Here is a 26,291-nt window from a genome sequence, read left to right on the forward strand (position 1 = left end):
CCAAACCCCTACTCCTGCCCCCCGGGCGCCAGCACGTCCCGCGCGCCATTGCGCCCCATCGGCGAAACCAGTCCCGCCACTTCCATCTGTTCGATCAGCCGCGCCGCGCGGTTGTAGCCGATGCGCAGATGGCGCTGCACCGCCGAGATCGACGCGCGGCGCGATGTGAGCACGAAGGCCGCGGCCTCGTCGTACAGCGGATCGGCCTCGGCGTCGCCGCCGGGCCCGTCGCCGAACAGGTCGCCGCCGCCGGCCTCGGCCGGGTCGGGCGCCAGGATCGCGTCGTCGTAGTCCGGCTCGCCGAACTGCTTCCAGTGCTCGACCACGCGATGGACTTCGTCGTCGCCGGCGAAGGCCCCGTGCACGCGTTGCGGATAGCCGGTGCCCGGCGGCAGGAACAGCATGTCGCCCTGCCCCAGCAGGCTTTCCGCGCCCATCTGGTCCAGGATCGTGCGCGAGTCGATCTTCGACGAGACCTGGAAGGCCACGCGCGTCGGGATGTTGGCCTTGATCAGGCCGGTGATCACGTCGACCGACGGACGCTGCGTGGCCAGGATCAGATGGATGCCGGCCGCGCGCGCCTTCTGTGCCAGCCGCGCGATCAGTTCCTCGATCTTCTTGCCGGCCACCATCATCAGGTCGGCCAGCTCGTCGATCACCACCACGATCAGCGGCAGCGTCGACAGCGGCTCGGGCGCGTCCGGGGTCAGCGAGAACGGATTGCGGACCTTGTCGCCCGCGGCCTCCGCGGCGCGGATCTTCTGGTTGTAGCCGGCCAGATTGCGCACGCCCAGCGCCGACATCAGCCGGTAGCGCTTCTCCATCTCGCCGACACACCAGTTCAGCGCGTGCGCGGCCTGCTTCATGTCGGTGACCACCGGCGCCAGCAGATGCGGAATGCCCTCGTAGACGGACAGCTCCAGCATCTTCGGATCGATCATGATCATCCGCACATCGTCCGGCGTGGCCTTGTACAGCATCGACAGGATCATCGCGTTGATCGCAACCGACTTGCCGGAGCCGGTGGTGCCGGCCACCAGCAGGTGCGGGGCGCGCGCCAGGTCGGTGACCACCGGATTGCCGGTGATGTCCTTGCCCATCGCCAGCACCAGCCGCGACGCATGTGACTGGAACGACGAGGCTTCGACGATCTCGGACAGGCGGATCATCTCGCGGCGGGCGTTGGGCAATTCGAGACCCATGCAGGTCTTGCCCGGAATGGTCTCGACCACGCGGATCGAGCTGACACCCAGCGCGCGCGCCAGATCCTTCATCAGCCCGACCACCTGCGCGCCACGCACGCCCATCGCGGGCTCGACCTCGAAGCGCGTGATGACCGGACCGGCCGAGGCGCCGACCACGGACACCGGCACCTTGAACTCGGCCAGGCGCTGTGCGATCAGCTCGCCGGTTTCGGCCAGATGCTGCTCGGAAACCTGCTCGGCATGTTCGACCGCCGGTTCGAGCAGATCGATGCCGGGCAGGCGGTAGTCGACGATGCGGGGCGGTGGCGGCGGGGCGATCGGCGCAGCCGGGGCGATGGCCGCGGCGGCCGCGGCGGGCTTCGCCACGGCATTGGCGCCGGGCGGCTGCGATGCCGCGTCGAGCGGCACCGCGCGGCCGACCACGGCCGGCAGCACGATGCGGGGCTTTTGGGCCAGGGGTGGCGTGGGGGCGGTCGTTTCGGCCGAATCCGTCGTTTCGGCTGCTTCGATCGTTGTCGTTGCTTCCGTTGCTCCGGCCCCGTCGGTTGTGTCGGTTGTGTCGGTTGTGTCGGTTGTGTCGGTTGCGTCGGTTGTTGCCGTGGGTTCGGCTGCTGCGGTGGCATCCGCGGCCGATTCCTCCCATGGCGGCTCCCACGCTGCCGTGGGTGTCGCCACGGTCGCCGGCTCCGGCTCCGGCTCGGGCTCCGGCCCGGGCTCGGGCTCGTATATGGCTACGTCGTCAGCCGCGGGCCCGCTCTCCGGCTGTCCTTGCTCCGCGCCTGCCAGCGCGCGCAACTCGGCCAGCAAGGCCTGCGCCTCGGCGCGGATCGCCGCGTAGGCCGCCGTCTGTTGCGCGTCGGCGAGCTCGGACTCGGTCGGGTGAGTTTCGGCGGGCCCGGATTCGGTCGAGTGAGTGTCGGCGAGCTCGGCTTCGGTCGGGAGAGATTCGGCTGACGTGGCCGTCTGTTCGGCTACGGCCGGGGCTGCGGCTGCGGCACCGCTTGGCGCGGTGGCGCCCTGCTCCGCGACCGGCGCGGCCGGGGAAGGCGTCGCTACGCTGGCGCCATTCGTGGGCGCGGCGCCCGTAGCCCTCGCCTGCGGCTGCGCTTCGGGCAGCGTCGTGATCGCGCTGCGCAAACCCAGTTGCGGCTGATGGAAGGGGCTGGCGACGACGGTGGCACGCAATGGCCCGCGCGATGGCGCGGAGGCAGCGGAGAATCCCGAGGCGGAAGATGTCGACGAAGCGGACGAGGACCACGAGGCGGAGGCCGTCGAAGCGGTCGCGGCCATCGGCGCGGCGCCTGCCGACCGCGATGGCGCCGAAGGGGCCGCAGGGGTAGAACGGACCGGACCCGCGGTCCTGCCCGGCGCGGCGCTTTGCACTTGCGATGCCGGCGCGGAAGGCGCGGGTCGAGCCGGTCGAGCCGGTTGAGCGGTCCGGGTCGCCTGCGCCGGCTGCAGCCAGATCTCGCCGGGCTGCGGCGGCGATACGCGCGTGCGCGGCGGCGGTTGCCACGCCGGCGCGCGCCGTGCCGATACCGCTTCGATGCCCTTGTGGCGGGCCGTGGGCCGCCGGGCGCTGTCGTCGACCGGCGTCCAGCGCGTCGCCACGGGGGCAGGCATGGAGGCTTCGCGCACCGGCCGCGAGGCGGCCGGCATCGCGTCATCGGTCGCGTCGGCGGCAGCGGCATGGCGCCGCGGCTTGCGCGCGAACAGGCTGTGCCACGTCTCGCCGAACACCATCGGCGCGGCCAGCGCCAGCACGCCAAGCATCAGCAGCAGCGCACCGGTCCAGCCGAACAGGTCGGCCGCGATGCCGGCCACCCCTGCCCCGGCGGCGCCGCCGGAGGACGCGGTGGGCTCCACGTCGGACGAGGCCGACGCACTGGCCGTCAGCGCTTCGAGCGCCGCGCTCGCGCACAGCGTCAGCGCACTGCCGAGCCAGACGCGCAGCGTGCCAGGCCCGGAAAACACCGGCTGTCCCGCCAGCATGCGCGCCACCATGCGCCATGCCAGCGGCAATAGCCAGAAGGTCGACAATCCGAACCAGCCCAAACCCATATCGCTACGCCATCGAAAAAACCACGGGCAGCGATTGTAGCGGTTATGCAGCCGGTGCCGGCCCTGCCACAAGCAAAAAACGCCGCGCGCGGCGCATCAATTCAGCGGCCCGCCCGCTCCGCCGACGCTGAAGCGGCCTGCGCCGAGCAGCATCACCGCCACCGCGGCGCCGAGGAACATGCCCTGCAGCTCCAGCTCCCAGCCACCGCTCTTGTTCAGCATGCCGAGCTGATGCATATGGACCAGGCCGACCGCGAACAGCATGTTGATGACGATCACCAGTGCGGCCGCGCGCGTCCACAGGCCGATGATCAGCAGCACGGGCGCCAGCACTTCGCCGATGTAGACGCCATAGGCGATGAAGGAAGGCAGGCCCGCCTGGTCGACCATCTGCACGATGCCTCCGGGGCCGTTGATGACCTTCGCGATGCCGTGCAACAGGATCAGTATCCCCAGCACGATACGCAGCACCGCCTTGCCCAGATCCTGAGAACCATGAGTAGCAGCCATCGATGTCACTCCTTTGGTGATTGACGCAAACGGGTCCCCGGTTCGATCCGTGCGCAGAGGTTGTAGGCGCCTTGCGCTGCACGCGCAGGCGCCCCTGTACCTTAGCGCCGGTTCGCGTGAAGGTAAAGCCGCAAATGCGCGCGGAACCCTTGCTGGGCGCGGGTTGTGGCGCGGACGGCAACACCGCGGCGGACCGCGCTTCCCGCCGCGCGGTCAACGGCGACGGGTTGCGCCCCTCGCAGCGCGGCCAAGGGCGGCGGCCGCCCGCCTGGGAAGCCCGTGAACGGCGAGCGGATCAGCCCGGCGCGGTCGGCGGCAGCGGCTGGTGCATGCCCGGCGGCATGATCGGCTGCATGCCGGCCTGGCGCACGTTCTCCGGCAGGATCTCGGTCAGGAAATCCAGGAAGCGCCGCACCGCCGGCGGCATGCCATGCCGCGACGGGAATACCGCGTGCAGCGTGCCGACCGGCATGCGCCATTGCGGCAGCAGCACCTCCAGGTCGCCGCGCTCGATCGCCTCGCGGCAATACATGCGCGGCAGCATCGCGACGCCGATGCCTTCGACCGCCGCCGACAGCAGCACGGCGAATTCGTCGCAGACGAGGCGGGGATCGTAGGGAATCTGCGTGGGCGGCTCGTCGCCGATGGACAGGTTCCACACATGGCGTCCGTCGTGCGGCTTCTGCCCGACGCCGGGGACGCCTGCCAGCGCCTTGGGCGTGCGCGGACGGCCGATCGCGTCCAGCAGACCGGGGCTGGCCACCAGCGTCAACGGGCTCGAGCCGAAGGTGCGGATCGCCAGCGACGAATCGTCGAGCACCTCGCGCACGCGCAGCGCCAGGTCGTAGCCCTCCCCGATCACGTCGACGCGCCGGTTGGTGGCGTCGATCTCGACCTGCACGCCCGGGTTCTCGCGCATGAAGCGTCCGATCGACGGCGCCAGCAGGTTCTGCGCGATGCCGACCGCGCAGGCCACGCGCAGATGGCCGCCGGGCTGGGCGCGGGCCTGCTCGACGACGTCGCGGGCGGCCTGCGCCTCGGACAGCATGGCCTTGCAGCGCTCGTAGAAGGCCTCGCCCAGCGGCGTGACGCGGACCTGCCGCGTGGTCCGGCGCAGCAGCTGCACGCCAAGCTCCTTTTCCAGCTGGGCGATGCGCCGGCTCAGGCGCGACTTGGGCACACCGGTGGCGCGGCTGGCGGCGGAGAAGCTGCCGTGCTGGACCACCTGGGCATAGAGATAGAGATCGTTGAGGTCTTGCATGGTCGCCATCGTAAGGGCTGGGCGGCCGCTCGGGCCGGCGCAATGCGTTCTACGAGTAGAACAATAATTTCCATTATGGATCACTACCGACATCAATCGCCAGCCTTTATCTTTCCTCACATCCAAACCAATTCCGATGTGGAGAGCGTGATGAAGATTCTGCAAATCGATTCGAGCGTGCTGGGCGACAACTCGGTGTCCCGCAACCTGACGGCGCAAGTGGTGGCGGATCTGCGCGCCCGCCATCCGGAAGCGACCCTGACCGTGCGCGACCTGGACAAGGAGGCCGCGCCCCACCTGTCCGGCCATCTGCTGCCGGTGCTGGGCGGCCCCAAGGAAGGGCTGGACCCGGTGCAGCAGGCCGAGCTGGAGCGCACCGAGGCCTGGCTGAAGGAATTCCTGGAGGCCGACGTGCTGGTGCTGGGCGTGCCGCAGTACAACTTCGGCATTCCGAGCCAGCTCAAGGGCTGGATCGACCGGATTGCGCAAGCGGGCCGCACCTTCCGCTATACCGAGAACGGTCCGGTGGGCCTGGCCGGCGGCAAGAAGACGATCGTGGTGTCCTCGCGCGGCGGCATGCGCCAGGATCCGAACGGGCTGGACTTGCATGAGGTCACGATCGACACGGTGCTGCGCTTCCTCGGCATCACGGACATCACCTATGTCCGCGCCCATGGCCTGGCGATGGGTCCGGAATACCGGGCTGCCGGCCTCGATGCCGCCAAGCGCGAACTGGCCGCGCTGAACGACGAGGACGGCCGCCTGGCCGCCTGATCGCGGCGCTTCGGCGCGGTGCTCGGCGCAGTGCTTGCACATGCCGCTGGCGGCCCGCGCCGTCAGCGGTTGACCGACTCCCCGCAGGGAGGGATCGCGTCTATGATGGAGCGGTTCGTACCTGCGGTTTCGGCGTACGCCCACTCGGGGGAGCAGGCGCTGCCGCGCGATGCGCGGGCTGGCCGGAACCGGCCACGGCGACGGTGCCAGGCAGGCATCGCCTCGCCATCGACACCGGAGCCCGCATGCCCTCTTCCCTGTTGCCCGCCAGCGTCGTCCACCCTCCCCAGGAACCGGCGCTGCTGTCCCGGTACCGCCATATCCGCGCCGCCACCGAAGCGATGGTGGCCGATATCAGCGACGCCGACGCGACGGTGCAATCGATGGACGATGCCAGCCCGGCCAAATGGCATCTGGCCCATACCACCTGGTTCTTCGAGGAATTCGTGCTGACCGCGCGCATCCCCGGCTACGAGCCGGTCGATGCGCGCTACCGCTATCTGTTCAATTCGTATTACGAGGCGGTCGGCGCGCGCCATCCACGCCCGCGCCGCGGCCTGCTGAGCCGGCCGACGCTGGACGAGGTGCTGGCCTACCGGGAAGCTGTCGACGAGGCGATGTTCGATCTGCTGATGCGCGCGCAGACCGACGAGGAAGCCGCGCTGATCGAGCTGGGACTCAATCACGAGCAGCAGCATCAGGAGCTGCTGCTGACCGACATCCTGCATCTGTTCGCGCAGAATCCGCTCAAGCCCGCCTTCGCGCCCGAGCTGGTGGCGCCGGTGATCGCCGACCCGCGGCCGGTGCCGGAATGGTTGACGTTTTCCGGCGGCGTGGTGGCGATCGGCCATGAGACGGGCCCGGACCGCGCGGGCTTCGCCTTCGATTGCGAGGGTCCGCGGCACCAGGTGCTGCTGCGCCCCTATCAGCTGTGCTCGCATCCGGTGACCAACCGGCAATGGTTCGAATTCATCGAGGATGGCGGCTATCGCAGCGCCGGCCTGTGGCTGTCGGACGGCTGGCGCTGGGTCGGCGAGCAAGGCATCGAGGCACCGCTGTACTGGGAGGAGCGCGACGGCACCTGGTGGCAGATGACGCTGCGCGGCATGCATCCGGTCGACCCGGAGAGCCCGGTCACCCATATCAGCTACTACGAGGCGGACGCCTTCGCGCGCTGGGCGGAGCGCCGCCTGCCGACCGAGGCCGAATGGGAACACGCGGCCCGCAACCTGCCGGCCACCGGCAATTTCCTCGAGGGCCGCGCACTGCGGCCGCTGCCCGACCGGCAGAACACCGCGGGCGTGCTGCGCCAGATGTACGGCGATGTCTGGGAATGGACCGCCAGCGCCTTCCTGCCCTATCCGGGCTTCCGCCCCAGCCCCGGCGCGGTCGGCGAGTACAACGGCAAGTTCATGAGCAACCAGATGGTGCTGCGCGGCGGATCGTGCGTGACACCCGAATCCCATATCCGCGCCACCTACCGCAATTTCTTCTATCCCCACCAGCGCTGGCAGTTCACCGGCGTGCGGCTGGCGGACGATGCCTGAGCGGGCCGAGGGGAACGTGCGGCGCCGGCCCTGACGATCCTACCAACCGGCCTTGCCCTTCCCCTTGCCGCCGTCCATCGGCGTGTCCGGGAACTGCTTCTGCCAGCGCGAGCGCAGCCCCTGGGCGATTTCGGGCTGGTTGTAGCGCTCGGCGAAATCGATCGCCGTCATGCCCTGCTGGTTGCGGATCCGGATGTCGGCGCCCTCGTCCAGCAGCAGCTTGACCGTCTCGATATGGCCGCCGCGCGTGGCCATCATCAGCGGCGTGGTGCCGTTCGGGCTCTCCGCGTCGACATAGGCGGACTCTTCCAGCAGGTAGCGGACGATCTCCAGATGGCCGTTGGTGGCCGCGTAGTGCAGCGGCGTCCAGCCGGTCTTGTTGATCTCGACCTGGCGCTGCCCGACCATCCGCTTGACCATGTCGAGCTGGCCCTGCAGGCATGCCATCATCAGCGCGGTCTCGCCGGCGGCGTTGGTCTTGTCGAAGTCCAGGTTCTTGGCCTCGATCAGCGCCTCGGCCGCCTTCAGCGACTTTTCGCGCAGCGCCGCCACCAGCAGCGGATCGCCGCGGCGGTCGGTCAGGTTCGGATCGACGCCGCGCGAAAGCAGCTTGCGGACTTCATAGCCATTGTCGAGCTCGACCGCCAGCCGCAGGTCGTCGGCCGGCGCCGCCAGCACCGGCAGCGCGCCGCCGGTCAGCGCCGCGGCCAGCACGGTGGCCAGCAAGGGGCGGCGCAACGACTTGATATCAAGCATTAGCAGTCCTCTCCGTGTGCTTGAACAGATTGAAGAAGTTGTCCGTGGTTTGCCGCGCGACCTGCTCCACGGGCAGCCCCCGCAGTGTGGCGATGAACTCGCCGACATGCCGCACCCAGGCCGGCTCGTTGGTCTTGCCGCGGTACGGCACCGGCGCCAGGTACGGCGAATCGGTCTCGATCAGCATCCGGTCCAATGGCACCTTGCGCGCGGTCTCCTGCAGGTCGACCGCGTTCTTGAAGGTGACGATGCCCGAGAACGAGATATGGAAGCCCATGTCCAGCGCCTGCTTGGCGACGTCCCAGGTCTCGGTGAAGCAGTGCAGCACGCCGCCGACCGCGCCGGCATCCTCTTCGCGCATCAGCCGCAGCGTGTCCTCGGCCGACGAGCGGGTATGGATGATCAACGGTTTGCCGGTCTGGCGCGCGGCGCGGATATGGGTGCGGAAACGCTCCCGCTGCCACTCCATTTCGTCGATGCTGCGGCCGTTGAGCCGGTAATAGTCCAGCCCCGTCTCGCCGGTGCCGACCACCCTCGGATGGTTCGACAGCGTGACCAGCCGCTCGACCGTCGGCTCCTCGGCGCCCTCCTCGTAGTCCGGATGCACGCCCACCGAGGCGTACAGGTTCGCATGCTGCTCGGCCAGCGCCAGTACGCGCGGGAAGTCCTCCAGCGTCACCGAGATGCACAGCGCATGGGTGACCTGGTTCTCCTGCATATGCGCCAGCAGTTCGGGCAGCCGCGCGGACAGGTCGGGGAAATCGAGGTGGCAGTGGGAGTCGACGAACATGGCAGTTGGGGAAATCGGGCGGAGCGGGCGGGTTTGGGGGCGACTTTCGGCGTATCGGAAAGATCAGGCGCCCTGATCGACGCGCCGCCCCATGATGATCAGGTCGCGCTCGATGCCATCGAGCACCGCGACGCGCGGCAGTTCGCCCCAGCGGGCAAAGCCCAGCCGCTCGAACAGCGCCAGGCTGGGCGCGTTGTGGCCGAAGATGAAGCCGAGCAAGGTGTTGACGCCGATGGCGGGCGCGTGGGCCATCGCCCGTTCCAGCAGCAGCCGGCCCAGGCCCTTGCCGCGGTAGCGATCGTCGAGATAGATCGACACCTCGCTGGTGGCGCCGTAAGCCGGCCGGCCATAGAAATCCGAATAGCTGAGCCAGCCGGCCAGTTGGCCACCGGCATCCTCGACCACCCACAACGGCCGGCGCTCGGGGCCGTGGGCATCGAACCAGGGCTGGCGCGAGGCGACGCTGACCGGCTCGGTGTCGGCGGTGACCATGCGCGAGGCAACCGTGCCGTTGTAGATCGCGACGATGCCGGGCAGGTCCTGGCGCTGTGCGTCACGCACGGTGAAACCGCTTGCTTCCATGTTTCTCTTCTTTTAAATCAAGTTGTTATCGTAGGTACTTCAAGTCTTGCATAAGGTTGCCGTGGGGCCGGGCGCCGGGCGCCGGCCACGCTCAGGCCGGCTGCCGCTGGAACAGGTGGCGGTAGTCCATCAGCACCGCCTCCATCACCAGCCGCGCCGCCAGCGGATGCTGCTCGTGGCGCCGGTGCTGGACCAGCCGTGCCGCAAACGCCTGCAGCCGATGCGCGTCGGTGGCACCGGCGCAGCGCCGCAGCGCCGCCATCTCGCCGGGGAAGTAGCGCGCCCCGGCCTCGCCGCCCAGGCACAACGCCAGCAGATCGTAGGTCCAGCGTTGCAGGATACCGAGTACCGAGGGCACCGGCAGCTTCTGCAACTGCTCGGCGGCGGCCAGCGCGTCGAGCGACGGGCCGGTGGCGAGCTGGCCGACCAGCCAGCGCTGCAGCGGCAGCTCCTCCGCCTCGGCCGCATGCAGCGCGGTCAGCGGCGCGCCGCCGGCCTGGGCCAGCTGCGCCGGCGCATCGGCGACGCCCTGGGCTTTCAGCCATTCCAGCGCGGCCTGCTGACTCGGCCGGCGCAGCGCGACCTGACGGCAGCGCGACAGGATGGTCGGCAGGATCCGGTCGATGCGGTCGGTGACCAGCAGGAACACCGTCGCGGGCGGCGGCTCTTCCAGCGTCTTCAGCAGCGCGTTGGCGCCCTCGTGCTGCAGCGCATCGAGCGGATACACCACCACGGGACGCAGGCCCGAGCGGTGCGTGCCGATGCCGACCGCCTCGATCAGCGCCCGCACCTGCTCCATCCGGATGATCTTGCTCGGCGCCTTCTTCTTGCCGCCGCCGTCGTCCGCCTTGGCGTCGGTATCCGCATCGCCGCCTTCCATCGCCTCCGGCCGCACCACGGTGAAGTCCGGGTGATTGCCCTGGCCGAACCAGTGGCAGGCGGCACAGGTGCCGCAGGGCTGGCCGTCGGCGAGCGGCGTGTCGCACAGCAGCGCCTGGGCGAAGTGCAGCGCGAGGTCGCGCTTGCCGATGCCCTGCTGGCCGTGCAGCAGCAGCGCGTGCGGCAGCCGGTCGCGCAGCGCCATCAGTTGCCGCCAGTCTTCGGTTTGCCAGGGATAGAGCATGGAAATCAACGGGTTATCGACAGCAATTGATGTTGTTTGAGAGGATGCGACGTTGTTGCGGCGTTGTTGCGGATTCTGCAACGGCGGCGCGACCCCCCATATCATCGAGACTTGATACTGTCTTCAATTCAAAGACTTGCAAGAATCTGCTCAAGCGTTTTCTGAATTTCGGCAATCGGCCGCGTGCTGTCGATCAGCCGGAAGCGCGCCGGCGCCTCCTCGGCCCGCCGCAGGTATTCGGCCCGTGTCCGCGAGAAAAAGGCGGCCGACTCGGCCTCGAACTTGTCCGGTTCGCGCGCCCCGGCCAGACGGGCGCTGGCCACCTCCAGTGGCACGTCGAACAGCAGCGTCAGATCCGGCTGCAGATCGCCCTGCACCCAGCGCTCCAGCGTTTCCAGCCGCTCGCGGGCCAAGCCGCGGCCGCCGCCCTGGTAAGCGAAGGTCGCATCGGTAAAACGATCGGAGATGACCCAATCGCCACGTGCCAACGCCGGTTCGATGACCTCGGCCAGATGCTCCCGGCGGGCGGCGAACATCAGCAGCGCCTCGGTTTCCAGATGCATCGGCCGGTGCAGCAGCAGCTGGCGCAGGTCCTCGCCGAGCGCGGTGCCGCCCGGCTCGCGCGTGGTCACCACGCGCCTGCCCTGCCCCAGCCGTTGCTGCAGCTGCCCGGCGAACCAGGCCAGGTGGGTGCTCTTGCCCGCCCCGTCGATGCCTTCGAAGGTAATGAATGTTCCGCGCATGGCGATGCTGTTCGTGATTATTTGCCGCGCTGGTATTGATCGACCGCGCGATTGTGTTCGGGAAGCGAGTTGGAGAAGTGGCTGGTGCCATCGCCGCGGGCGACGAAATACAGCGCGTCGGTCGGCGCCGGCGTGGTCGCCGCCGCCAGCGACGCCACGCCCGGCAAGGCGATCGGCGTGGGCGGCAGGCCGGTGCGGGTGTACGTATTGTACGGAGTGTCGGCCTGCAGATCGCGCTTGCGCAGGTTGCCGTCGAACATCTCGCCGATGCCGTAGATCACGGTCGGATCGGTCTGCAGCATCATGTTCTTGCGCAGCCGGTTGATGAAGACCGCGGCGATCATCGGCCGCTCGGCCGCCTGCCCGGTCTCCTTCTCGACGATCGACGCCATGATCAGCGCCTCGTAGGGCGTCTTGTACGGCAGGTCCGGCGAGCGCGCGTTCCAGGCCTCGTTCAGCCGCCGCTGCATCGCCCGATAGGCGTGCTTGTACAGCTCGACGTCGCTGCTGCCGCGCGCGAACAGGTAGGTATCCGGAAAGAACAGCCCCTCGGCCGAGGGCTCGGTGGCGCCGATCGCCTTCAGCAGCTCGGCCTCGCTCATGCCTTTGGTGTCGTGGCGCAGCGCGGGATGGGCGTCCACGGCGGCGCGCATCCGGCGGAATTCCCAGCCCTCGATCACCGTCAGCACATGGTGGTTGACCTCGCCGCGGGCGATGCGGCCGATTACCTGCAGCGGCGTGACGCCACTCTCGAACTGGTAGCCGCCGGCCTTCAGGCTGGCGTGGTTGCCGGTCAGCCGGGCCAGCAGCACGAACAGCCGGGCATCGATCGGCACGCCGCCCCTGGCCACCTGGCGGGCGACGCTCGGCACGCTGGAATTGGGTTTGATGATGACCTCGAGCGGCGAGCTGCGCAGCGTCAGCGGCTGGTTGGCCCACCAGGCGAATGCGCCGGCGGCGGCCAGCGCGAATGCCACGGCGGCCAGAACCAGCCGGGAAAGAAAACGTTTCATCGACAAGCTTGGGTAAGTGCGGGTCTGAATGAGGGCCAAACTGCGGGGATAAACGCGAAGATAAGCGCGGATCTCTCGTGAATCGGGGCCGCCGGCCTGCCGGGCAGCGCGAAAACGGGCAAACGGCAGGAGTGGCAGGCTCAACAGGTGACCGAGAAGACGGCCGCCGGCCGCAATCACGGCAGACCCATATAATACCGGGAGCCTTGTCCGGGGCCGCCGCTCACCGCGTCACAAGTTGTGACAGGCCCCGCACAAGCCATCCGCCAACCGTGCCGGCCTGAGCCGGCTTCGAATCGAATTCCATCCATGCACGCCCCGAATCCCGCCCGCGCCGCCCAGTTCGCCGCCCTGCGCCAGGACGGCGTCGTTTGCCGCCCCGCCGAGCTGGGCCTGATCCGCGTGGCCGGCGATGACGCCGCCACCTTCCTGCATACCCAGCTCACCAATGCCGTCGAGGACCTGCCCGCCGGACAGGCCCGGCTGGCCGGCTACTGCTCGCCCAAGGGCCGCCTGCTGGCGACGCTGCTGATCTGGCGCGATGCCCAGGGCATCGCCATGCAGCTGTCGGCCGACCTGCAGCCGGCGATCCAGAAGCGGCTGTCGATGTTCGTGCTGCGCGCCAAGGCCAGACTGTCGGACCTGGGCGCCGAATCGGGCATCGTCGGGGTCGCTGGCGCCAAGGGCGCCAGCGCGCTGTCCGCCGCCGGCCTGCCCGCGCCGGCCGAGCCCTGGACCACCGCCAGCGCCGGCGAGGCGACCGTGATCCGCCTGCCCGATGCCGACGGCGTGCCGCGCTGGCAGGTCGTGGCGCCGGCCGCGCAGGCCGATGCCGTGCAGCAAACGCTTGGCACCACGCTGCTGCCCGCCGATGCCGAGCTGTGGGACTGGCTGGAGATCCGCGCCGGCATCCCGCGCATCGTGGTCGCGACGCAGGAACAGTTCGTGCCGCAGATGATCAATTTCGAGCTGATCGGCGGCGTCAATTTCCGCAAGGGCTGCTATCCGGGCCAGGAAGTCGTCGCGCGCAGCCAGTATCGCGGCACACTCAAGCGCCGCATGTGGCTGGTCAGCGGCGAAGGCGAGACCCCGGACGCAGGCGCCGAAATCTATCGCGCCGACGATCCCGGCCAGCCGAGCGGCATGATCGTCAACGCCGCGCCCAAGCCCGATGGCGCCGGCTGGGACGCGCTGGCCGAACTGAAGATCGATGCGGCCGGCGCCAGCCTGCATTTGGGCCACGCCGAGGGGCTGGCGGTCACCGTGGGCGAGCTGCCCTACCCGGTGCCGCTGCTGGCCACCGATCCGGCCGCCTGACGCCGCGTGAGGCCGGGCAGGCCGCAGCGTCCAACAGGTCCATCAATGGTCAATCAGCTCCATCAGGCCCATCAGGTGCATCAGGCCCATCAGGTGCATCAGGCCCATCAGGTGCATCAGGTCCATCACGTCCATCGGGTCCGCAAGATCCGCAAGGAGACGCCGCGATGAGCGACCACCTGTTCGTCTACTTCCGCGTGCGCGAGCACGAGGCCGCCGAGGCGCTGCCGCACTGGCACCGCTGGATGGCCACGGTGGCCGAAGCCACCGGGATCGGTGGTACGCTGATGCGCAGGCCCGAAACCCGCGCCGGCCTGCAGACCTGGATGGAGGCCTACGCCGACGTGCCACCGGCCTTCGATGCGACGCTCGACGGACTGTGGCGGCAAAGCGGTTTGCAGCACTGGCTCGAAGGCGAGCGCCAGGTCGAAAAGTTCGTCGACCTGGACCTGTTGTAGCGCGGCGCCGCCTGCATCGATGCACTGCACCGATGCAGCGGCCCGCAACAAGGAATGGCTTATGTGTTTGATCCTCGTCGCCTGGCAGGCCCACCCCGACTATGCGTTGGTGGTCGCGGCCAATCGCGATGAATTCTATGTCCGCCCGGCGGCGCCGGCGCACTGGTGGGACGATGCGCCCGAGGTGCTGGCCGGCCGGGACCAGGCGGACGTGATCGGCGAGCCCGGCACCTGGATGGGCGTGACCGCCGGCGGGCGCTTTGCCGCGCTGACCAATTACCGCGCGCCCTCCGAGAAGCGCACCGATGCGCGCTCGCGCGGCGAACTGGTGGCGGGCTTCCTGCGCGGCGAGTCGTCGCCGGAGCAATATGTCGGCGATCTCGCCCGTGGTGCCGGCATCCGCGGGCCTGGCGCCTACAACGGCTTCAATCTGCTGGCGGGCGATCTGGATGCGCTGTGGTGGTACAGCAACCGCTCGCCCGACGGTGCGCCGCAGCGGCTCAAGCCCGGCCTGTACGGCCTGTCCAACGCGCTGCTCGACACGCCCTGGCCCAAGGTCCGCAGCCGCGTCGGCGCGCTGGCCGAGACGCTGGCCGCCGATACCGGCGCGCCCAATGCCAGCGTCGAGCCCTATCTGGCGCTCTTGGCCGATACCCGCCAGGCCTGCGATTTCGAATTGCCGCAGACGGGCGTCGCGCCCGAATGGGAAAAGCTGCTGTCGTCGGCCTTTATCCGCTCGCCCTCGTACGGCACACGCGCCAGCACCGTGCTGCGGGTGCGCCACGACGGCCGCTTCGACCTGAGCGAGCGCAGCTTCGATGCGGCGGGGCCGACCGGCGAGGTGTCGTACCGGGGCCAGATGAACGTCGCCAGCCGCGCCGGCACGATTCCGGCGCCACGCTGACGCCTTGCGTCCTTCCCGCGCAGGCGGGAACGCAGCGACGTTGACGAGCGTAGACCGTAGACCCGTAGGCCGATAAGGACGCCGGGCCCGCATGCATGCGGCCGGCAGCCTTGGCACTCAACTCGACAGATAGCGCCGCACGGTCCGCGCGCCCGCCAGCGCGATCCATCCCATCGTCAGCGCCACCAGGCCGAGTCCATAGCGCAGGTCGCTGGCATGCGCGACGCCGCCGATCATCACCGGCCCCAGCATCAGCCCGATATAGCCGAAGCGCGCCACCCGCGAAATCCCCTCGGCCGGCGGGACCCCCGGCAGCTTCGACGCCGCCACGAAGAAGATCGGCACCATATTGGCCGCGCCCAGGCCCATCATCGCAAAGCCCAGCAGGCTCGCCCACGGCGAGGGCCACAGCAGCGCCAGGCTGATGCCGACGAAGGCCAGCCAGGCGCTCGCCGTCAGCGTGCCGCCATCGGTCCAGCGCGCCCGCGCCAGATCGCCGGTGAAGCGGCCGACCGCCATGCCGCCGGAGAAGGCGGCATAGCCGAAGCTGATCCAGCCGATCGGCGCCTGCGCGATCTCACGCATATAGACGCTGGTCCAGTCGTACATCGCGCCCTCGCCCACCAGCCCGAGAAACGCCATCAGGCCCAGCAGCCACAGCGCGCGGCCGGCATGGTCGTGGCCCTTGTCGGCGTGCGGCGCGGTCGGATGGTCGGGCAGCAGCCAGCGCTTCGAGGCCAGCCCGACGCCGGCGGTCAGCAGCGCCATGCCGATCGCGTGCGCCAGCGGCGCGACCTGCAGCGACAGCAACAGCCCGCCCACTGCCGCGCCTACCATGCCGCCGAGGCTGAACATGCCGTGCAGCGCGGACATGATGGGTTTGTGGCGCTGCGATTCGACCGTGGCGGCCTGCGCGTTCATCGCGACGTCGAACACGGCGCTGGCCATGCCGAAGGCGATCAGCGCGGGCACCAGCGCGTGGAAATGCGGCATCGCCAGGATCGCGATGGTGGCCAGGCCATAGGCGACGCCGCCCGACATGCAGGCGCGCGTGCTGCCGACCCTGGAGATCCACCGTCCCACCGGCCCCATCGCGATGATGGCGCCGAAGGCCACCGCCAGCATGGCCATCGACAGCACGGCGTCGGACAGGCCGAAGCGCGTCTTGATGGTCGGGATATGAACGCCCCAGGTGGCGAAGGTCGCGCCATTGACGAAGAACAGCGCCATCGTGGCCCAGGTGGCCGGCGCGGTGCGCGGCGGCGGGGGCGGATCGGCGGGTGCGAGAGATGGCGATACGGGCGCGGCGGACTGCCGCGGCAGATCGGTCGAAAGGTCGTTCATGCGAGACGGTTGGTACGGCTCGTTGCGGCTTGGTGCGGCTTGCCGCTTGGTGCGGCTTGCGGCTCGATGTGGCTTGGCACGGCGCCAAACGAGGACAGCCGCGCCAAGTGCAAAGCAATCTCAAGGCAATCTCAAGGCAATCTCAAGGCATGCCCAAGAGTGCGCCGACGGACCCTGCATGGTCTCATACCGCCGCCGCGGCGGCCGTCGGCCGATGGCTGACGCGCCGGCCGCCCGAGGACCCGAGCCCGCCCGGGGCTAGCCTTGCGTCCCGCCGGCCAGCCGCTTGCGCATCTCGATATGGGGAATGCCCGCTTCCTCGAACGGCTCGCCGACCTGCTGGAAGCCGACGCGGGCGTAGAACGGCGCCGCATGCGACTGCGCGTTGAGCACCAGTTCGGGATAGCCGAGTTCCTCGGCCTTGGCCATCAGCGCATCGAGCACCCGAGCGCCGATGCCGGTGCCGCGCGCGCTGGCCAACACCGCCATGCGGCCGATGTGGCCGTCCGGCAGCAGCCGGCCGGTCGCCACCGGGACGCCCTGCGTGTCATAGGCGATCGCATGCCAGCTGGGCTCGTCCCACTCGTCCCATTCGAGTTCGACCGGCACGCCCTGCTCTTCGACGAACACGGCATAGCGGATCGCGCGCGCGGTCTCGCGCGCTTCGGACCAGGGCAGCAGGCGAACGGTGAGAGTCATGATGGGAGGGATGACGCGACGGTTGCGAGGATCGGCATGATACTCGCGTCGGGCCGATCTTTCAGCGGACCTGGTCGGCGCCGGCGGGATGGCGAGATCGCGGGATCGCGATATGGCGAGATGGCGAGATGGCGAGATGGCGAGATGGCGAGATGGCGAGATGGCGAGATGGCGAGATGGCGAGATGGCGAGATGGCGAGATGGCGAGATGGCGGTCGCGCGCGGCAGGCGCGCGACCGCCTCTCGACCACCCCCGAAGGCAGGCTTACTGCTCCGGCGCCACCGTCTCGTAGGTCACGATCGCCTCGCGCACCGCGGCCGGCACCGGCGCCGAACGCTGCGTCGCCGGATCGGCGCAGACGTAGACGATCTCGCCGGTGATCAGGTGCTCGTCGCCGCGGTACATCTCGACGCGGAACAGCATGCTGGAGCGGCCGATGCGCGCGATGCGGCCGCGAATGTCGAGCATGTCGTCGAAGCGGGCCGAGCCGTGGTATTCCAGCGTCGATTTGACGACGTACATGTCGACGCCATGCGCGTGCAGCACGTCCTCGGGATAGCGGATGCCGACCGCGCGCCAGTACTCGGTCACGCAGATGTCGCAATAGGTCAGGTAATGCGCGTTGAAGACGATCGACTGCGGATCGACCTCGGCCCAGCGCACGCGCAACGGCATGCTGTGGCGAAACTCTTCCTTGGCCATGCGGATTCCTCGGAGTGAGTCGTGAAGGAGGCCGTCGTCCCCGCTGCGGCGGGGACGACGGCAAGGATCGCAGCGGCGGGCTCTTGCGGCAGCGCCTTGCGCCGGCCCTTGCATCGGCCCTTGCATCGGCCCTTGCATCGGCCTTTGCATCGGCTTTTGCATCGGCATTGACTTCGGGCCCTTGCAGGCCCCTAGCCGCAGCCCGTTACTGCGGCCGTGCCAGGCCCAGCTTCTCGATGATGGCCTTTTCCTTCTTGACCGTATCGGCGGCGAACTTCGCGTACTGCTCGCTGTTCATGTAGAACGGCTCCATGTCGAACTTGGCCAGCGACTCGCGGTAGTTCGGCATTTCCATCGCCTGCTTGAAGGCGTCATGCAGCTTCTTGACGATCTTCGGATCGGTGCCCTTGGGCGCGGCCAGGCCGAACGGCGAGGTCTGCACGATGCCCAGGCCGAGCTCCTTCAGCGTCGGCACGTTGGGGAAGCGCGGCGAGCGCTTGTCGCCCCACACCGACAGCAGGCGCAGGCGGCCCTGTTCGACGTATGGCGCCCACGCCGGCGTGTCGGCCACCGACATCACGTGGCCACCCAGCAGCGCCTGCATCGACTCGGAATTGCCCTTGAACGGGATGTGCGAAAACTGGACGTTCTGCTTCATCGCCAGCTCTTCCATCGTCAGATGCAGCGTCGTCATCGAGCCGGGCGTACCGTAGGTCAGCTTGCCCGGATTGGCCTTGGCGTAGGCGATGTACTCCTGCATGGTCTTGATCGGCGAATCGGCCGGCACGACCAGGCCGAAGGCATAGCCGGCCAGGTTGATCACATAGGTCAGGTCCTTGACCGGGTCCCAGTTGATCTTGGTGGTGTACGGCAGGCGGAACACCGGCAGCGGGATCTGCGCCAGCGTGTAGCCGTCGGGCGGCGTGGCCTGCATCATCTGCGCCGGCAGCACGCCGCCGGCACCGGGCTTGTTCTCGACGATCACCGGCTGGCCCAGGATCTTCGAGGCATTCTCCGCGAGCACGCGGAACGGGATATCGGTGGAACCGCCCGCGGTATAGCCGATGATGAGGCGGATCGGCTTCTGCGGGAAATTGTCCGCCTGGGCGTGGGCCGCGGGGGTGGCGGCCAGGCCGGTGACCGCGGCGGCGGCGATGGCGCCCGCACGGGCGAGGAAGTGGCGGCGTTGCATCTGTAGTCGTCTCCTGTTGCTACAAGGTACTGCTCGGGTACTCGATAACTGCCTGAAAAACCGGGGTTTCTGCGACCGCCTTGGCTTGGCATCGAGCGCGGCCCTAGACGGGCGGCGCGGTGCCGAAGGCCGTTCGCAACGCACGCACGGCATCGTCGTGCGCGCGCGCCACTGCCGGGACGAAGCGTCCCAGCTTGAAGAAATCATGGATCATGCCGGGGTAGTCCGCCACTTCTGCCGGCACGCCGGCCGCCCGCAGCTTCCGCGCATACGCGACGCCTTCGTCGTGCAGCGGGTCGTAGCCGGCCACCGCGATCCAGGCCGGACAGCATCCGGCCACGTCCGCGCCGCTGCCGCCGCCATCGAGCGGCGCAAAGCGCCAGTCGTCGCGGCTCTGCTCGCGGTCCAGATACTGCGCGAAGAACCACTGGATCATCGACGCGGTCAGCAGGTAGCCGTCGGCCAGCGCCCGCTGCGACGGCGTGTCCTGGCGCGCACTGGTGCCCGGATACAGCAGCATCTGCAGCACCGGCGCCAGGCCACGGTTGCGCGCCTCGACTGCGCAGGCCGCCGCCAGCGTGCCGCCGGCGCTGTCGCCGCCGAGCGCGATGCGGCTCGCATCGGCGCCCAGCCGCGGCGCCTGCTCGAAGACCCAGTGCAGCACGTCGAAGGCATCGTCGACCGCCGTTGGAAATTTCCATTGTGGCCCGAGCCGGTAGTCGACCGACAGCACCATCGCATCGGCGCGTGCGCACAGCAGCCGGCACAGTGGCTCGTGCGTGGCGATGCTGCCGACCGTGAAGCCGCCGCCGTGGAAGTACAGCAGCAGCGGCAACGGCTCGGCCCAGCTCGCCTCGCGCGGCGCATAGAGCCGCACCGGAATCGCATGGCCGTCGCGCGCCGGCACCGCCATGTCCTCGACGCTGTGCACCGGGGCGGGCGCCACGTCCAGGATCAGCGCGCTTTTCTCGTAGGCGATCTTGGCGTCGGCCGGGTCCAGATGATGCAGTGGTGGCCGCTTGGCGCGCGCCACCATGTCCAGCAGCTGCGCGATCTGCGGATCGAGCGGCTGCGCCGGCATGCCTGGCGGAACAGAGGAGGCGGAAGACGCGGGGAACCCGGACGGGACAGATGACATGAAGGCGAGGCGATCGTGCGGTGTGGCTTTGCGGTGGCGAACGGCCGGAACGCGCGGTCCAGTTGCTGCGGTGAAGTTCGAATTGTGAACGAGCGTTCGATTTTAGTATGATGCCACCGCTTTGTGGGCATACCGGCATGGAAAATGTGGCAATGCGACACCGCGTTTGCCCCCTCCCCGCCCGACGGAAAACGCTGCGACAATCTTCCGGGCCTGGATTTGCAACGCACCGCGGGCATGGCAGCGCAGCACGATGCCGCCACCCGCCCGCCCTCGCCGACATAACAATCACGGAGACAAGCACGATGGCCTTTATCTATTACCTGACCCATATCCATCTCGATTTCGGCGCGGTCAAGCTGCTGAAATCGGAGTGCGAGCGCATCGGCATCCGCCGGCCGCTGCTGGTGACCGACAAGGGCGTGGTCGCCGCCGGCATCGCGCAGCGCGCCATCGACGCGCTGGAGGGTCTGCCGGTTGCCGTGTTCGACGACACCCCCTCCAATCCGACCGAGGCGATGGTGCGCCAGGCCGCGGCGCAATACCGCAGCGAGGGATGCGACGGCCTGATCGCGGTCGGCGGCGGTTCCTCGATCGATCTGGCCAAGGGCATCGCGATCCTGGCCACGCACGAGGGCGAGCTGACCACCTACGCCACCATCGAGGGCGGCAGCGGCAGGATCACCGAGCGCGCCGCGCCGCTGATCGCAGTGCCGACGACCTCGGGCACCGGCAGCGAGGTCGCCCGCGGCGCCATCATCATCCTCGACGACGGCCGCAAGCTCGGCTTCCATTCCTGGCATCTGCTGCCCAAGTCGGCGATCTGCGATCCGGAACTGACCCTGGGCCTGCCGCCGGGCCTGACGGCGGCGACCGGCATGGACGCGATCGCGCATTGCATCGAGACCTTCCTCGCCCCCGCCTTCAACCCGCCGGCCGACGGCATCGCGCTCGACGGGCTGGAGCGCGCCTGGGCCCATATCGAACGCGCCACGCGCGACGGCAGCGACCGCGAGGCGCGTCTGAACATGATGAGCGCGTCGATGCAGGGCGCGATGGCCTTCCAGAAGGGCCTCGGCTGCGTCCACTCGCTGTCGCACCCGCTCGGCGGCCTGAAGATCGACGGCCGCACCGGCCTGCACCACGGCACGCTGAACGCGGTGGTGATGCCCGCGGTGCTGCGCTTCAACGCCGACGCGCCGAGCATCGTGCGCGAGGACCGCTATGGCCGCCTGCGCCGCGCCATGCATCTGCCGGCCGACGCCGATGTCGCGCAGGCGGTGTACGACATGACCGCGCGTCTGGGCCTGCCGACGGGGCTGGCCGCGATGGGCGTCACCGAGGCGATGTTCGACAAGGTCGTGGCCGGCGCGCTGGCCGACCATTGCCACAAGACCAATCCGAAGGAAGCCGGCGCCGAGGACTATCGGCGTATGCTGGCGGAATCGATGTAAGGCTCGATCGGTGCAGGGCGCAGTCGATGTAAGACGCAGTCGGTGTAAGGCTCGATCGTGTAAGGCTCAACCGATGCCACGCGCATCGGACGCAAGGAGGCAGGCATGGCTGGCGAACACTTGCAGGTGGTGCACGGCGATATCACGCGGATGGAGGTCGACGCCATCGTCAACGCCGCCAACAGCGGCCTGCTGGGCGGCGGCGGCGTCGATGGCGCGATCCACGGGGCGGGCGGTCCGGCGATCATGGCGGCCTGCCGCGAGATCCGCGAGCGCCAGGGCGGCTGCCCGACCGGCGAGGCGGTGATCACGACCGGCGGCCTGCTGCCGGCACCCTACGTGATCCACGCGGTCGGCCCGGTCTGGCGCGGCGGCGGCGAGAACGAGGACGCGCTGCTGGCCAGCGCCTATCGCAACAGCATCAGGCTCGCCGCAGAGCATCGGCTGCGCACGCTGGCCTTCCCGAACATCAGCACCGGCGTCTACGGCTTTCCGCGCGAACGCGCGGCCGATATCGCGATCGCCGCGGTGCGCCAGGCGCTGGCCGAGGCCGACACCATCGAACAGGTGACCTTCGTCTGCTTCGACGACGAGAACTACCGGCTGTATCGGGAGCGGCTGGGAGCGTTCGGGGGGCTTTGATTCGACGGGCGAAAAGGCGCGCGCTTGCCCGCTCCCCCGCCCCCTCTCCCGCAAGCGGGAGAGGGGCTTGGGGGAAAGGGCAACAGCGCTTGCTATCCCCTCCGCCGCCCATTACCCCAACGCGCTGCGGATCAAGCGATTGATCCGCTCCGGCTGCTCATGCACGACCCAGTGCGTGCCCTCCGGAATCCGCTCCAGCCGCAGCTGCGGCACGAAGCGATCGAGCCCATCCACCAGCGACTTCGGCAACGCCCGATCGTTTTCGCCCCAGATCACCAGCGTCGGCACGCGCACGACGAAGGCCTCGGGATCGAGCCGCGACAGATCGGGCGGCGGCTCGCCCGGCGCCGGCGGATGCAGCGGCGAGGCGCGATAGTAGTTGACGCTGCCGGTAAGCGGATGCGAACCGCCCTCGCCCGGCTGCGACCACGCGGCGAGATACTTGTCGCGGGTTTCGCCGGTGAACCACTCGGGCGGCGCGTCGCCCCCGGACAGCAGCGCCGCGAGTTTGGCGTAGTGGTCGGCCGCCAGCACCTCTTCGCAGCCCGGCTTGCGCAGCCAGTTCATATAGGCCGACGCCGCCTGCTGTTGCGGGTCCTCCGCCAGCGCGCGGGCGAACAGATACGGATGCGGCGCGTTGACGATGACCAGCTGCTGCACCAGCGCCGGATACTGGATCGCCAGATTCCAGCACACCGCCCCGCCCCAGTCGTGCGCCACCACCACGCAGCGGTCGTAGCCCAGCGCGGCGATGAACTGCACCAGGTCCTCGACCAGATGGCGCGGCTTGTAGGCCTCGACCGTGGCGGGCTTGCTCGACAGATTGAAGCCGCGCAGATCCGGCGCGACCGCGAAATGGGTCTGGCCGAATTCGGCGAGCTGCGCCTCCCACGCATACCAGAATTCGGGGAAGCCATGGACAAACAGCATCAGCGGCTTGCCGCGCTGCCCCGCGCTGGCGTAGTGCAGCCGCGTGCCGTTCGGCAGCGAGGCGTACTGCAGATGATGGATCACGGCCGATGTGCTCATGGTCTCCTCTCTGTGGTTTGCCGTTGTCGTCCCGCCCGCCCCATGCGGACGCGGCGCCGGCCGTGCCGATGCACGCTCCGTGCCTGCGCGCGAATCGCCCGCCTCAGCCGCGCAGCGCCGCCACCAGCTCGTCCCGCACCTGCGGCTTGCCGGCGAACGGATCGCCGGGATTGCGCTGGCCGACGATGTCCTCGAAGCGCTGCTGCACCGGCGCCAGCGCGTGGGGATGCGAATAGATGTAGAAGCGCTGCTCGCGGATCGCGTCGAAGGTCATCCGCGCCACGTCCTCCGCGCTGACCTTGCCCGAGGTGACCGCCTTGTCCGACAGCGCCTGCGCGACCAGCTGCGAGCGCGTCGGCGGGGCCTCGTTGCTGAGGTCGGCCGGGCGATTGCGGTGCGACTGGTGAATGCCGGTCGGCACGAAATACGGGCACAGCAGCGAGCAATGCACCTGTTCGGTCACCAGCGCCAGGTCCTGATACAGCGACTCGGACAGCGACACCACCGCATGCTTGGAGACGTTGTAGATGCCCATCGCCGGCGGATTCAGCAGGCCGGCCATCGACGCTGTATTGACGATATGGCCCTCGTACGAGGCGTCGCGCGCGGCGGCCTCGAGCATCAGCGGCGTGAAGATGCGCACGCCGTGGATCACGCCGTGCAGGTTCACGCCCAGCACCCAGTCCCAGTCCTTCTGCGAGTTCTCCCAGACCAGGCCGCCGGCACCGACGCCGGCGTTGTTGAACAGCAGGTTGACCTCGCCGAAGGCCTCGATCGCGGCATCGGCCAGCGCCTGCACCTGCTCGGCCTTCGATACGTCGACGCGCAGGCCGATCACGCGGGCGCCCTGCGTGCGCAGCTCCGCCACGGTGGCGTCGAGCGCGTCCTGCTGGACGTCGGCCAGCACCAGCCGCATGCCCAGCGCCGCGCCGAGGCGCGCGAATTCCTTGCCGAATCCCGACGCGCCGCCGGTGATCACGGCCACTCTTTCCTGGAACTGCTTCATCGTGGTCTCCTTCTGGATGCCGGCGCGCTCCCGTTTCGGTGCGGTTTCCCGCTGGCCCGCTCTGCTGGCGGGCTTCCGCGCGCCGGTCTCTCCGGCCCTTCCTGCCTCAATCGAGCAGGTCGGGCTGCTCCTTGACGATGCGCGCGTACAGCGGCTGGAACTGGAACCAGCCAGCCTGCGCGGTGCCGACGATCGAATACGCCTGGCGCGCGGCAGCGTCCGAGATCGTCTTCGGCGCGCCGCCGGTGCGCGCGGCGGCGGCCTCGGCCAGCAGCTGCACCTGGCACGAGCGCTCCATCGTGATGAACCACCAGGCCGCCTCGTCGACCGTGCGGCCCACCGTCAGCAGCCCGTGGTTCTGCAGGATCACGGCCTTGTTGGGCCCCAGCGCATTGGCGATGCGCTGGCCTTCGTCAAGCTCCACCACCACGCCGCCGAAGTCGTCATAGACGGCATGGTCCTGGTAGAAGGCGCAGACGTCCTGCGTCAGCGGATCGAGCAGCCGGCCCAGGGTCGACCAGGCGCGCCCATAGGTGCTGTGCGAATGCGCGGCGGCGACCGCGTCCTCGCGCGTCTGGTGCACGCGCGAATGGATCGCGAAGGCGGCGGCGTTGACCGGATGATCGCCCTCCACCACGTTGCCGTGGTGATCGCAGCGGATCAGGTCCGATACCTTGACCTGGCTGAAATGCACGCCGAACGGATTGACCCAGAACGTATCGGTGAACTCGGGGTCGCGCGCGGTGATATGGCCGGCCACGCCCTCGTCGAAACCGAACTTCGAGAACAGCCGGAAGGCCGCCGCGAGCCGCTGCTTGCGATGCAGGCGCTCCTCGGCATGGGTCTCGAAGCGCGGCGGGCGCGGCAGCACGCGGTACTTCGCCTTGATTTCTTCCGGCAGATCGGCGCCGATCTCGTCGGCACGGCTGGCACGTTGCGGTGCCGGGATGGGAGCGTTCATCGCGGTCTCCTGCGGATAGCGGATAGCGGATAGCGGATATCGGGCAGCCGATAACCGGGGCCGGCCGATCAGATCAGCTTGACCAGCTGCTTGCCGAAGTTCTTGCCCTTGAGCAGGCCCATGAAGGCCTCGGGCGCGCTCTCCAGCCCCTGCGCCACGCTCTCGCGGAACTTGAGCTTGCCCTGCGCCACCGCGCCGCCGAGCTCGGACAGCGCCTGCGGCCACACCTCCATGTGCTCGGAGACGATGAAGCCCTCGATCTTCAGGCGCGACACCAGGATCAGCTGCGGATTCTTCAGGGGCAGCGGCTCGCCGTCATAGCCGGCGATCATGCCGCAGACCGCGATGCGGCCGAACGGATTCATGCGCGACAGCACGGCGTCGAGGATCTCGCCGCCGACGTTCTCGAAGTAGCCGTCGACGCCCTGCGGCGTGGCTTCCTTCAGCATCGTGTACAGCGCCTTGGGATCGGATGCCGCCTTGTAGTCGACGCAGGCATCGAAGCCCAGCTCGTTGACCACGTAGTCGCACTTCTCCTTGCCGCCGGCGATGCCGACCGCGCGGCAGCCCGCCATCTTCGCCAGCTGCCCGACCACGCTGCCGACGGCGCCCGAGGCCGCGCTGACCACCACGGTCTCGCCGGCCTTCGGCGCGATGATGCGGTTCAGGCCGTACCAGGCGGTGACGCCGGGCATGCCGACCGCGCCCAGGTAGGCCGACAGCGGGATCCGGCTGGTGTCGACCTTCTGCATGCCGCTGCCGTCGCTGACGCCCATCTCCTGCCAGCCGAACATGCCCAGCACCTTGTCGCCGACCGCGTACTTCGGATTGCGCGAGGCCACCACCTCGCCGACGGTGCCGCCGATCATCACCTCGTTCAGCGGCTGCGGCGTCGCGTAGGACTTGCCTTCGTTCATGCGGCCGCGCATGTACGGGTCGAGCGACAGATAGTGGTTGCGGACCAGCACCTGGCCGTCGGCCAGCTCCGGCACCGGCACCTGCTCGAGGCGGAAGTTGTCCGGCGAGACGGCGCCGCTGGGACGGGAGGCGAGGACGATGCGCTTGTAGGTATCGGACAT

At 69.0% G+C, this 26,291-nt stretch carries 24 protein-coding genes and 1 pseudogene; 7 read left to right on the forward strand and 18 right to left on the reverse strand.

Translation table 11 applies throughout. From position 1 onward, the window contains the following. Positions 1-8: 8 nt before the first annotated feature. The 3 genes from F1599_RS10060 to F1599_RS10070 all read right to left on the reverse strand — a co-directional run bounded on the left by F1599_RS10060 (position 9) and on the right by F1599_RS10070 (position 5,037). Complete coding sequence (locus tag F1599_RS10060) at positions 9-3,266, reverse strand: DNA translocase FtsK 4TM domain-containing protein (RefSeq protein ID WP_150082955.1); 3,258 nt, start codon at positions 3,264-3,266, stop codon at positions 9-11. 96 nt (positions 3,267-3,362) lie between these two features. After that, a complete protein-coding gene (locus F1599_RS10065) occupies positions 3,363-3,776 on the reverse strand; it encodes a DoxX family protein (protein ID WP_149318773.1) in 414 nt (137 codons plus the stop codon). Between the two features lie 295 nt (positions 3,777-4,071). Beyond that, positions 4,072-5,037 (reverse strand): LysR family transcriptional regulator, encoded by a 966-nt coding sequence (locus tag F1599_RS10070; protein WP_149318774.1) that lies wholly within the window; start codon positions 5,035-5,037, stop codon positions 4,072-4,074. 150 nt (positions 5,038-5,187) lie between these two features. Between F1599_RS10070 and F1599_RS10075 the strand changes: the two genes are divergently transcribed. Then, complete coding sequence (locus F1599_RS10075) at positions 5,188-5,811, forward strand: FMN-dependent NADH-azoreductase (RefSeq protein ID WP_150082956.1); 624 nt, start codon at positions 5,188-5,190, stop codon at positions 5,809-5,811. A 245-nt stretch (positions 5,812-6,056) separates the two neighbouring features. Next, entirely contained in the window at positions 6,057-7,358 is a 1,302-nt protein-coding gene (gene egtB, locus F1599_RS10080; RefSeq protein WP_150082957.1) for an ergothioneine biosynthesis protein EgtB, read from the forward strand. A 39-nt stretch (positions 7,359-7,397) separates the two neighbouring features. On the opposite strand, the gene F1599_RS10085 is transcribed toward egtB, so the two are convergent. The 6 genes from F1599_RS10085 to mltG all read right to left on the reverse strand — a co-directional run bounded on the left by F1599_RS10085 (position 7,398) and on the right by mltG (position 12,365). Further along, positions 7,398-8,114 carry an ankyrin repeat domain-containing protein gene (locus F1599_RS10085; protein ID WP_149318777.1) on the reverse strand — a complete coding sequence of 239 codons (717 nt, stop codon included), beginning with the start codon at positions 8,112-8,114 and terminating at the stop codon, positions 7,398-7,400. Then, on the reverse strand, positions 8,107-8,904 hold the full coding sequence (locus F1599_RS10090) for a TatD family hydrolase (protein WP_150082958.1): 798 nt from the start codon (positions 8,902-8,904) through the stop codon (positions 8,107-8,109). The genes F1599_RS10085 and F1599_RS10090 overlap by 8 nt, the downstream gene beginning before the upstream one ends. A 63-nt stretch (positions 8,905-8,967) precedes the next feature. After that, positions 8,968-9,486, reverse strand: coding sequence for a GNAT family N-acetyltransferase (locus F1599_RS10095; protein WP_149318779.1), 519 nt, complete (start codon positions 9,484-9,486; stop codon positions 8,968-8,970). A 91-nt stretch (positions 9,487-9,577) separates the two neighbouring features. Continuing rightward, positions 9,578-10,609 (reverse strand): DNA polymerase III subunit delta', encoded by a 1,032-nt coding sequence (locus F1599_RS10100; RefSeq protein ID WP_150083106.1) that lies wholly within the window; start codon positions 10,607-10,609, stop codon positions 9,578-9,580. 128 nt (positions 10,610-10,737) lie between these two features. After that, positions 10,738-11,352 carry a dTMP kinase gene (gene tmk, locus F1599_RS10105; protein WP_150082959.1) on the reverse strand — a complete coding sequence of 205 codons (615 nt, stop codon included), beginning with the start codon at positions 11,350-11,352 and terminating at the stop codon, positions 10,738-10,740. Between the two features lie 17 nt (positions 11,353-11,369). Then, entirely contained in the window at positions 11,370-12,365 is a 996-nt protein-coding gene (mltG, locus tag F1599_RS10110; protein ID WP_149318781.1) for an endolytic transglycosylase MltG, read from the reverse strand. A gap of 309 nt (positions 12,366-12,674) precedes the next feature. Here mltG and ygfZ point away from each other — a divergent pair, with 309 nt between their 5' ends. From ygfZ to F1599_RS10125, 3 genes are all read left to right on the forward strand, one after another. Continuing rightward, entirely contained in the window at positions 12,675-13,682 is a 1,008-nt protein-coding gene (gene ygfZ, locus F1599_RS10115; RefSeq protein ID WP_150082960.1) for a CAF17-like 4Fe-4S cluster assembly/insertion protein YgfZ, read from the forward strand. Positions 13,683-13,849: 167 nt separating this feature from the next. Beyond that, the gene (locus F1599_RS10120) at positions 13,850-14,140 is read left to right on the forward strand and encodes a DUF4936 family protein (RefSeq protein WP_149318783.1); all 291 of its coding nucleotides are present in this window, start codon (positions 13,850-13,852) and stop codon (positions 14,138-14,140) included. Between the two features lie 61 nt (positions 14,141-14,201). Continuing rightward, positions 14,202-15,044, forward strand: coding sequence for an NRDE family protein (locus F1599_RS10125; protein ID WP_150082961.1), 843 nt, complete (start codon positions 14,202-14,204; stop codon positions 15,042-15,044). A gap of 117 nt (positions 15,045-15,161) precedes the next feature. Here F1599_RS10125 and F1599_RS10130 read toward each other — a convergent pair. From F1599_RS10130 to F1599_RS10155, 5 genes and pseudogenes are all read right to left on the reverse strand, one after another. Further along, a pseudogene (locus F1599_RS10130) lies at positions 15,162-16,487 on the reverse strand (MFS transporter); the annotation flags it as partial. A 159-nt stretch (positions 16,488-16,646) separates the two neighbouring features. Next, positions 16,647-17,087: a GNAT family N-acetyltransferase gene (locus F1599_RS10135; protein ID WP_149318785.1), complete on the reverse strand. Its 441-nt coding sequence runs from the start codon at positions 17,085-17,087 to the stop codon at positions 16,647-16,649. A 265-nt stretch (positions 17,088-17,352) separates the two neighbouring features. Continuing rightward, positions 17,353-17,790 carry a YbgC/FadM family acyl-CoA thioesterase gene (locus F1599_RS10145; RefSeq protein WP_023264187.1) on the reverse strand — a complete coding sequence of 146 codons (438 nt, stop codon included), beginning with the start codon at positions 17,788-17,790 and terminating at the stop codon, positions 17,353-17,355. 205 nt (positions 17,791-17,995) lie between these two features. Next, positions 17,996-18,982: a tripartite tricarboxylate transporter substrate binding protein gene (locus F1599_RS10150; protein ID WP_064573510.1), complete on the reverse strand. Its 987-nt coding sequence runs from the start codon at positions 18,980-18,982 to the stop codon at positions 17,996-17,998. A gap of 103 nt (positions 18,983-19,085) precedes the next feature. After that, positions 19,086-20,063, reverse strand: a complete 978-nt coding sequence (locus F1599_RS10155) for an alpha/beta hydrolase (RefSeq protein ID WP_455423656.1) — start codon at positions 20,061-20,063, stop codon at positions 19,086-19,088. 362 nt (positions 20,064-20,425) lie between these two features. Between F1599_RS10155 and F1599_RS10160 the strand changes: the two genes are divergently transcribed. Together F1599_RS10160 and F1599_RS10165 are read left to right on the forward strand one after the other, a co-directional pair. Further along, the gene (locus F1599_RS10160; RefSeq protein ID WP_149318788.1) at positions 20,426-21,574 is read left to right on the forward strand and encodes an iron-containing alcohol dehydrogenase; all 1,149 of its coding nucleotides are present in this window, start codon (positions 20,426-20,428) and stop codon (positions 21,572-21,574) included. A gap of 105 nt (positions 21,575-21,679) precedes the next feature. Then, positions 21,680-22,216: an O-acetyl-ADP-ribose deacetylase gene (locus F1599_RS10165; protein ID WP_149318789.1), complete on the forward strand. Its 537-nt coding sequence runs from the start codon at positions 21,680-21,682 to the stop codon at positions 22,214-22,216. Between the two features lie 111 nt (positions 22,217-22,327). Here the strand turns inward: F1599_RS10165 and F1599_RS10170 are convergent, their stop codons facing one another. The 4 genes from F1599_RS10170 to F1599_RS10185 form a co-directional block, all read right to left on the reverse strand. Next, positions 22,328-23,245, reverse strand: coding sequence for an alpha/beta fold hydrolase (locus F1599_RS10170; RefSeq protein WP_150082964.1), 918 nt, complete (start codon positions 23,243-23,245; stop codon positions 22,328-22,330). A 103-nt stretch (positions 23,246-23,348) separates the two neighbouring features. Further along, the gene (locus F1599_RS10175; RefSeq protein ID WP_150082965.1) at positions 23,349-24,251 is read right to left on the reverse strand and encodes an SDR family oxidoreductase; all 903 of its coding nucleotides are present in this window, start codon (positions 24,249-24,251) and stop codon (positions 23,349-23,351) included. Between the two features lie 106 nt (positions 24,252-24,357). Beyond that, complete coding sequence (locus tag F1599_RS10180) at positions 24,358-25,212, reverse strand: class II aldolase/adducin family protein (protein ID WP_150082966.1); 855 nt, start codon at positions 25,210-25,212, stop codon at positions 24,358-24,360. Between the two features lie 68 nt (positions 25,213-25,280). Then, on the reverse strand, positions 25,281-26,291 hold the full coding sequence (locus F1599_RS10185) for an NADP-dependent oxidoreductase (RefSeq protein ID WP_150082967.1): 1,011 nt from the start codon (positions 26,289-26,291) through the stop codon (positions 25,281-25,283).

The sequence above is a fragment of the Cupriavidus cauae genome, assembly GCF_008632125.1.
GTDB classification, from domain to species: Bacteria; Pseudomonadota; Gammaproteobacteria; order Burkholderiales; family Burkholderiaceae; genus Cupriavidus; species Cupriavidus cauae.

Bases quoted from the DNA above. Each gene is read 5' to 3' on its own strand.
- F1599_RS10060 (WP_150082955.1), bottom strand. From the start codon at position 3,266: ATGGGTTTGGGCTGGTTCGGATTGTCGACCTTCTGGCTATTGCCGCTG.
- F1599_RS10065 (WP_149318773.1), bottom strand. From the start codon at position 3,776: ATGGCTGCTACTCATGGTTCTCAGGATCTGGGCAAGGCGGTGCTGCGT.
- F1599_RS10070 (WP_149318774.1), bottom strand. From the start codon at position 5,037: ATGCAAGACCTCAACGATCTCTATCTCTATGCCCAGGTGGTCCAGCAC.
- F1599_RS10075 (WP_150082956.1), top strand. From the start codon at position 5,188: ATGAAGATTCTGCAAATCGATTCGAGCGTGCTGGGCGACAACTCGGTG.
- egtB (WP_150082957.1), top strand. From the start codon at position 6,057: ATGCCCTCTTCCCTGTTGCCCGCCAGCGTCGTCCACCCTCCCCAGGAA.
- F1599_RS10085 (WP_149318777.1), bottom strand. From the start codon at position 8,114: ATGCTTGATATCAAGTCGTTGCGCCGCCCCTTGCTGGCCACCGTGCTG.
- F1599_RS10090 (WP_150082958.1), bottom strand. From the start codon at position 8,904: ATGTTCGTCGACTCCCACTGCCACCTCGATTTCCCCGACCTGTCCGCG.
- F1599_RS10095 (WP_149318779.1), bottom strand. From the start codon at position 9,486: ATGGAAGCAAGCGGTTTCACCGTGCGTGACGCACAGCGCCAGGACCTG.
- F1599_RS10100 (WP_150083106.1), bottom strand. From the start codon at position 10,609: ATGCTCTATCCCTGGCAAACCGAAGACTGGCGGCAACTGATGGCGCTG.
- tmk (WP_150082959.1), bottom strand. From the start codon at position 11,352: ATGCGCGGAACATTCATTACCTTCGAAGGCATCGACGGGGCGGGCAAG.
- mltG (WP_149318781.1), bottom strand. From the start codon at position 12,365: ATGAAACGTTTTCTTTCCCGGCTGGTTCTGGCCGCCGTGGCATTCGCG.
- ygfZ (WP_150082960.1), top strand. From the start codon at position 12,675: ATGCACGCCCCGAATCCCGCCCGCGCCGCCCAGTTCGCCGCCCTGCGC.
- F1599_RS10120 (WP_149318783.1), top strand. From the start codon at position 13,850: ATGAGCGACCACCTGTTCGTCTACTTCCGCGTGCGCGAGCACGAGGCC.
- F1599_RS10125 (WP_150082961.1), top strand. From the start codon at position 14,202: ATGTGTTTGATCCTCGTCGCCTGGCAGGCCCACCCCGACTATGCGTTG.
- F1599_RS10135 (WP_149318785.1), bottom strand. From the start codon at position 17,087: ATGACTCTCACCGTTCGCCTGCTGCCCTGGTCCGAAGCGCGCGAGACC.
- F1599_RS10145 (WP_023264187.1), bottom strand. From the start codon at position 17,790: ATGGCCAAGGAAGAGTTTCGCCACAGCATGCCGTTGCGCGTGCGCTGG.
- F1599_RS10150 (WP_064573510.1), bottom strand. From the start codon at position 18,982: ATGCAACGCCGCCACTTCCTCGCCCGTGCGGGCGCCATCGCCGCCGCC.
- F1599_RS10155 (WP_455423656.1), bottom strand. From the start codon at position 20,063: ATGCCGGCGCAGCCGCTCGATCCGCAGATCGCGCAGCTGCTGGACATG.
- F1599_RS10160 (WP_149318788.1), top strand. From the start codon at position 20,426: ATGGCCTTTATCTATTACCTGACCCATATCCATCTCGATTTCGGCGCG.
- F1599_RS10165 (WP_149318789.1), top strand. From the start codon at position 21,680: ATGGCTGGCGAACACTTGCAGGTGGTGCACGGCGATATCACGCGGATG.
- F1599_RS10170 (WP_150082964.1), bottom strand. From the start codon at position 23,245: ATGAGCACATCGGCCGTGATCCATCATCTGCAGTACGCCTCGCTGCCG.
- F1599_RS10175 (WP_150082965.1), bottom strand. From the start codon at position 24,251: ATGAAGCAGTTCCAGGAAAGAGTGGCCGTGATCACCGGCGGCGCGTCG.
- F1599_RS10180 (WP_150082966.1), bottom strand. From the start codon at position 25,212: ATGAACGCTCCCATCCCGGCACCGCAACGTGCCAGCCGTGCCGACGAG.
- F1599_RS10185 (WP_150082967.1), bottom strand. From the start codon at position 26,291: ATGTCCGATACCTACAAGCGCATCGTCCTCGCCTCCCGTCCCAGCGGC.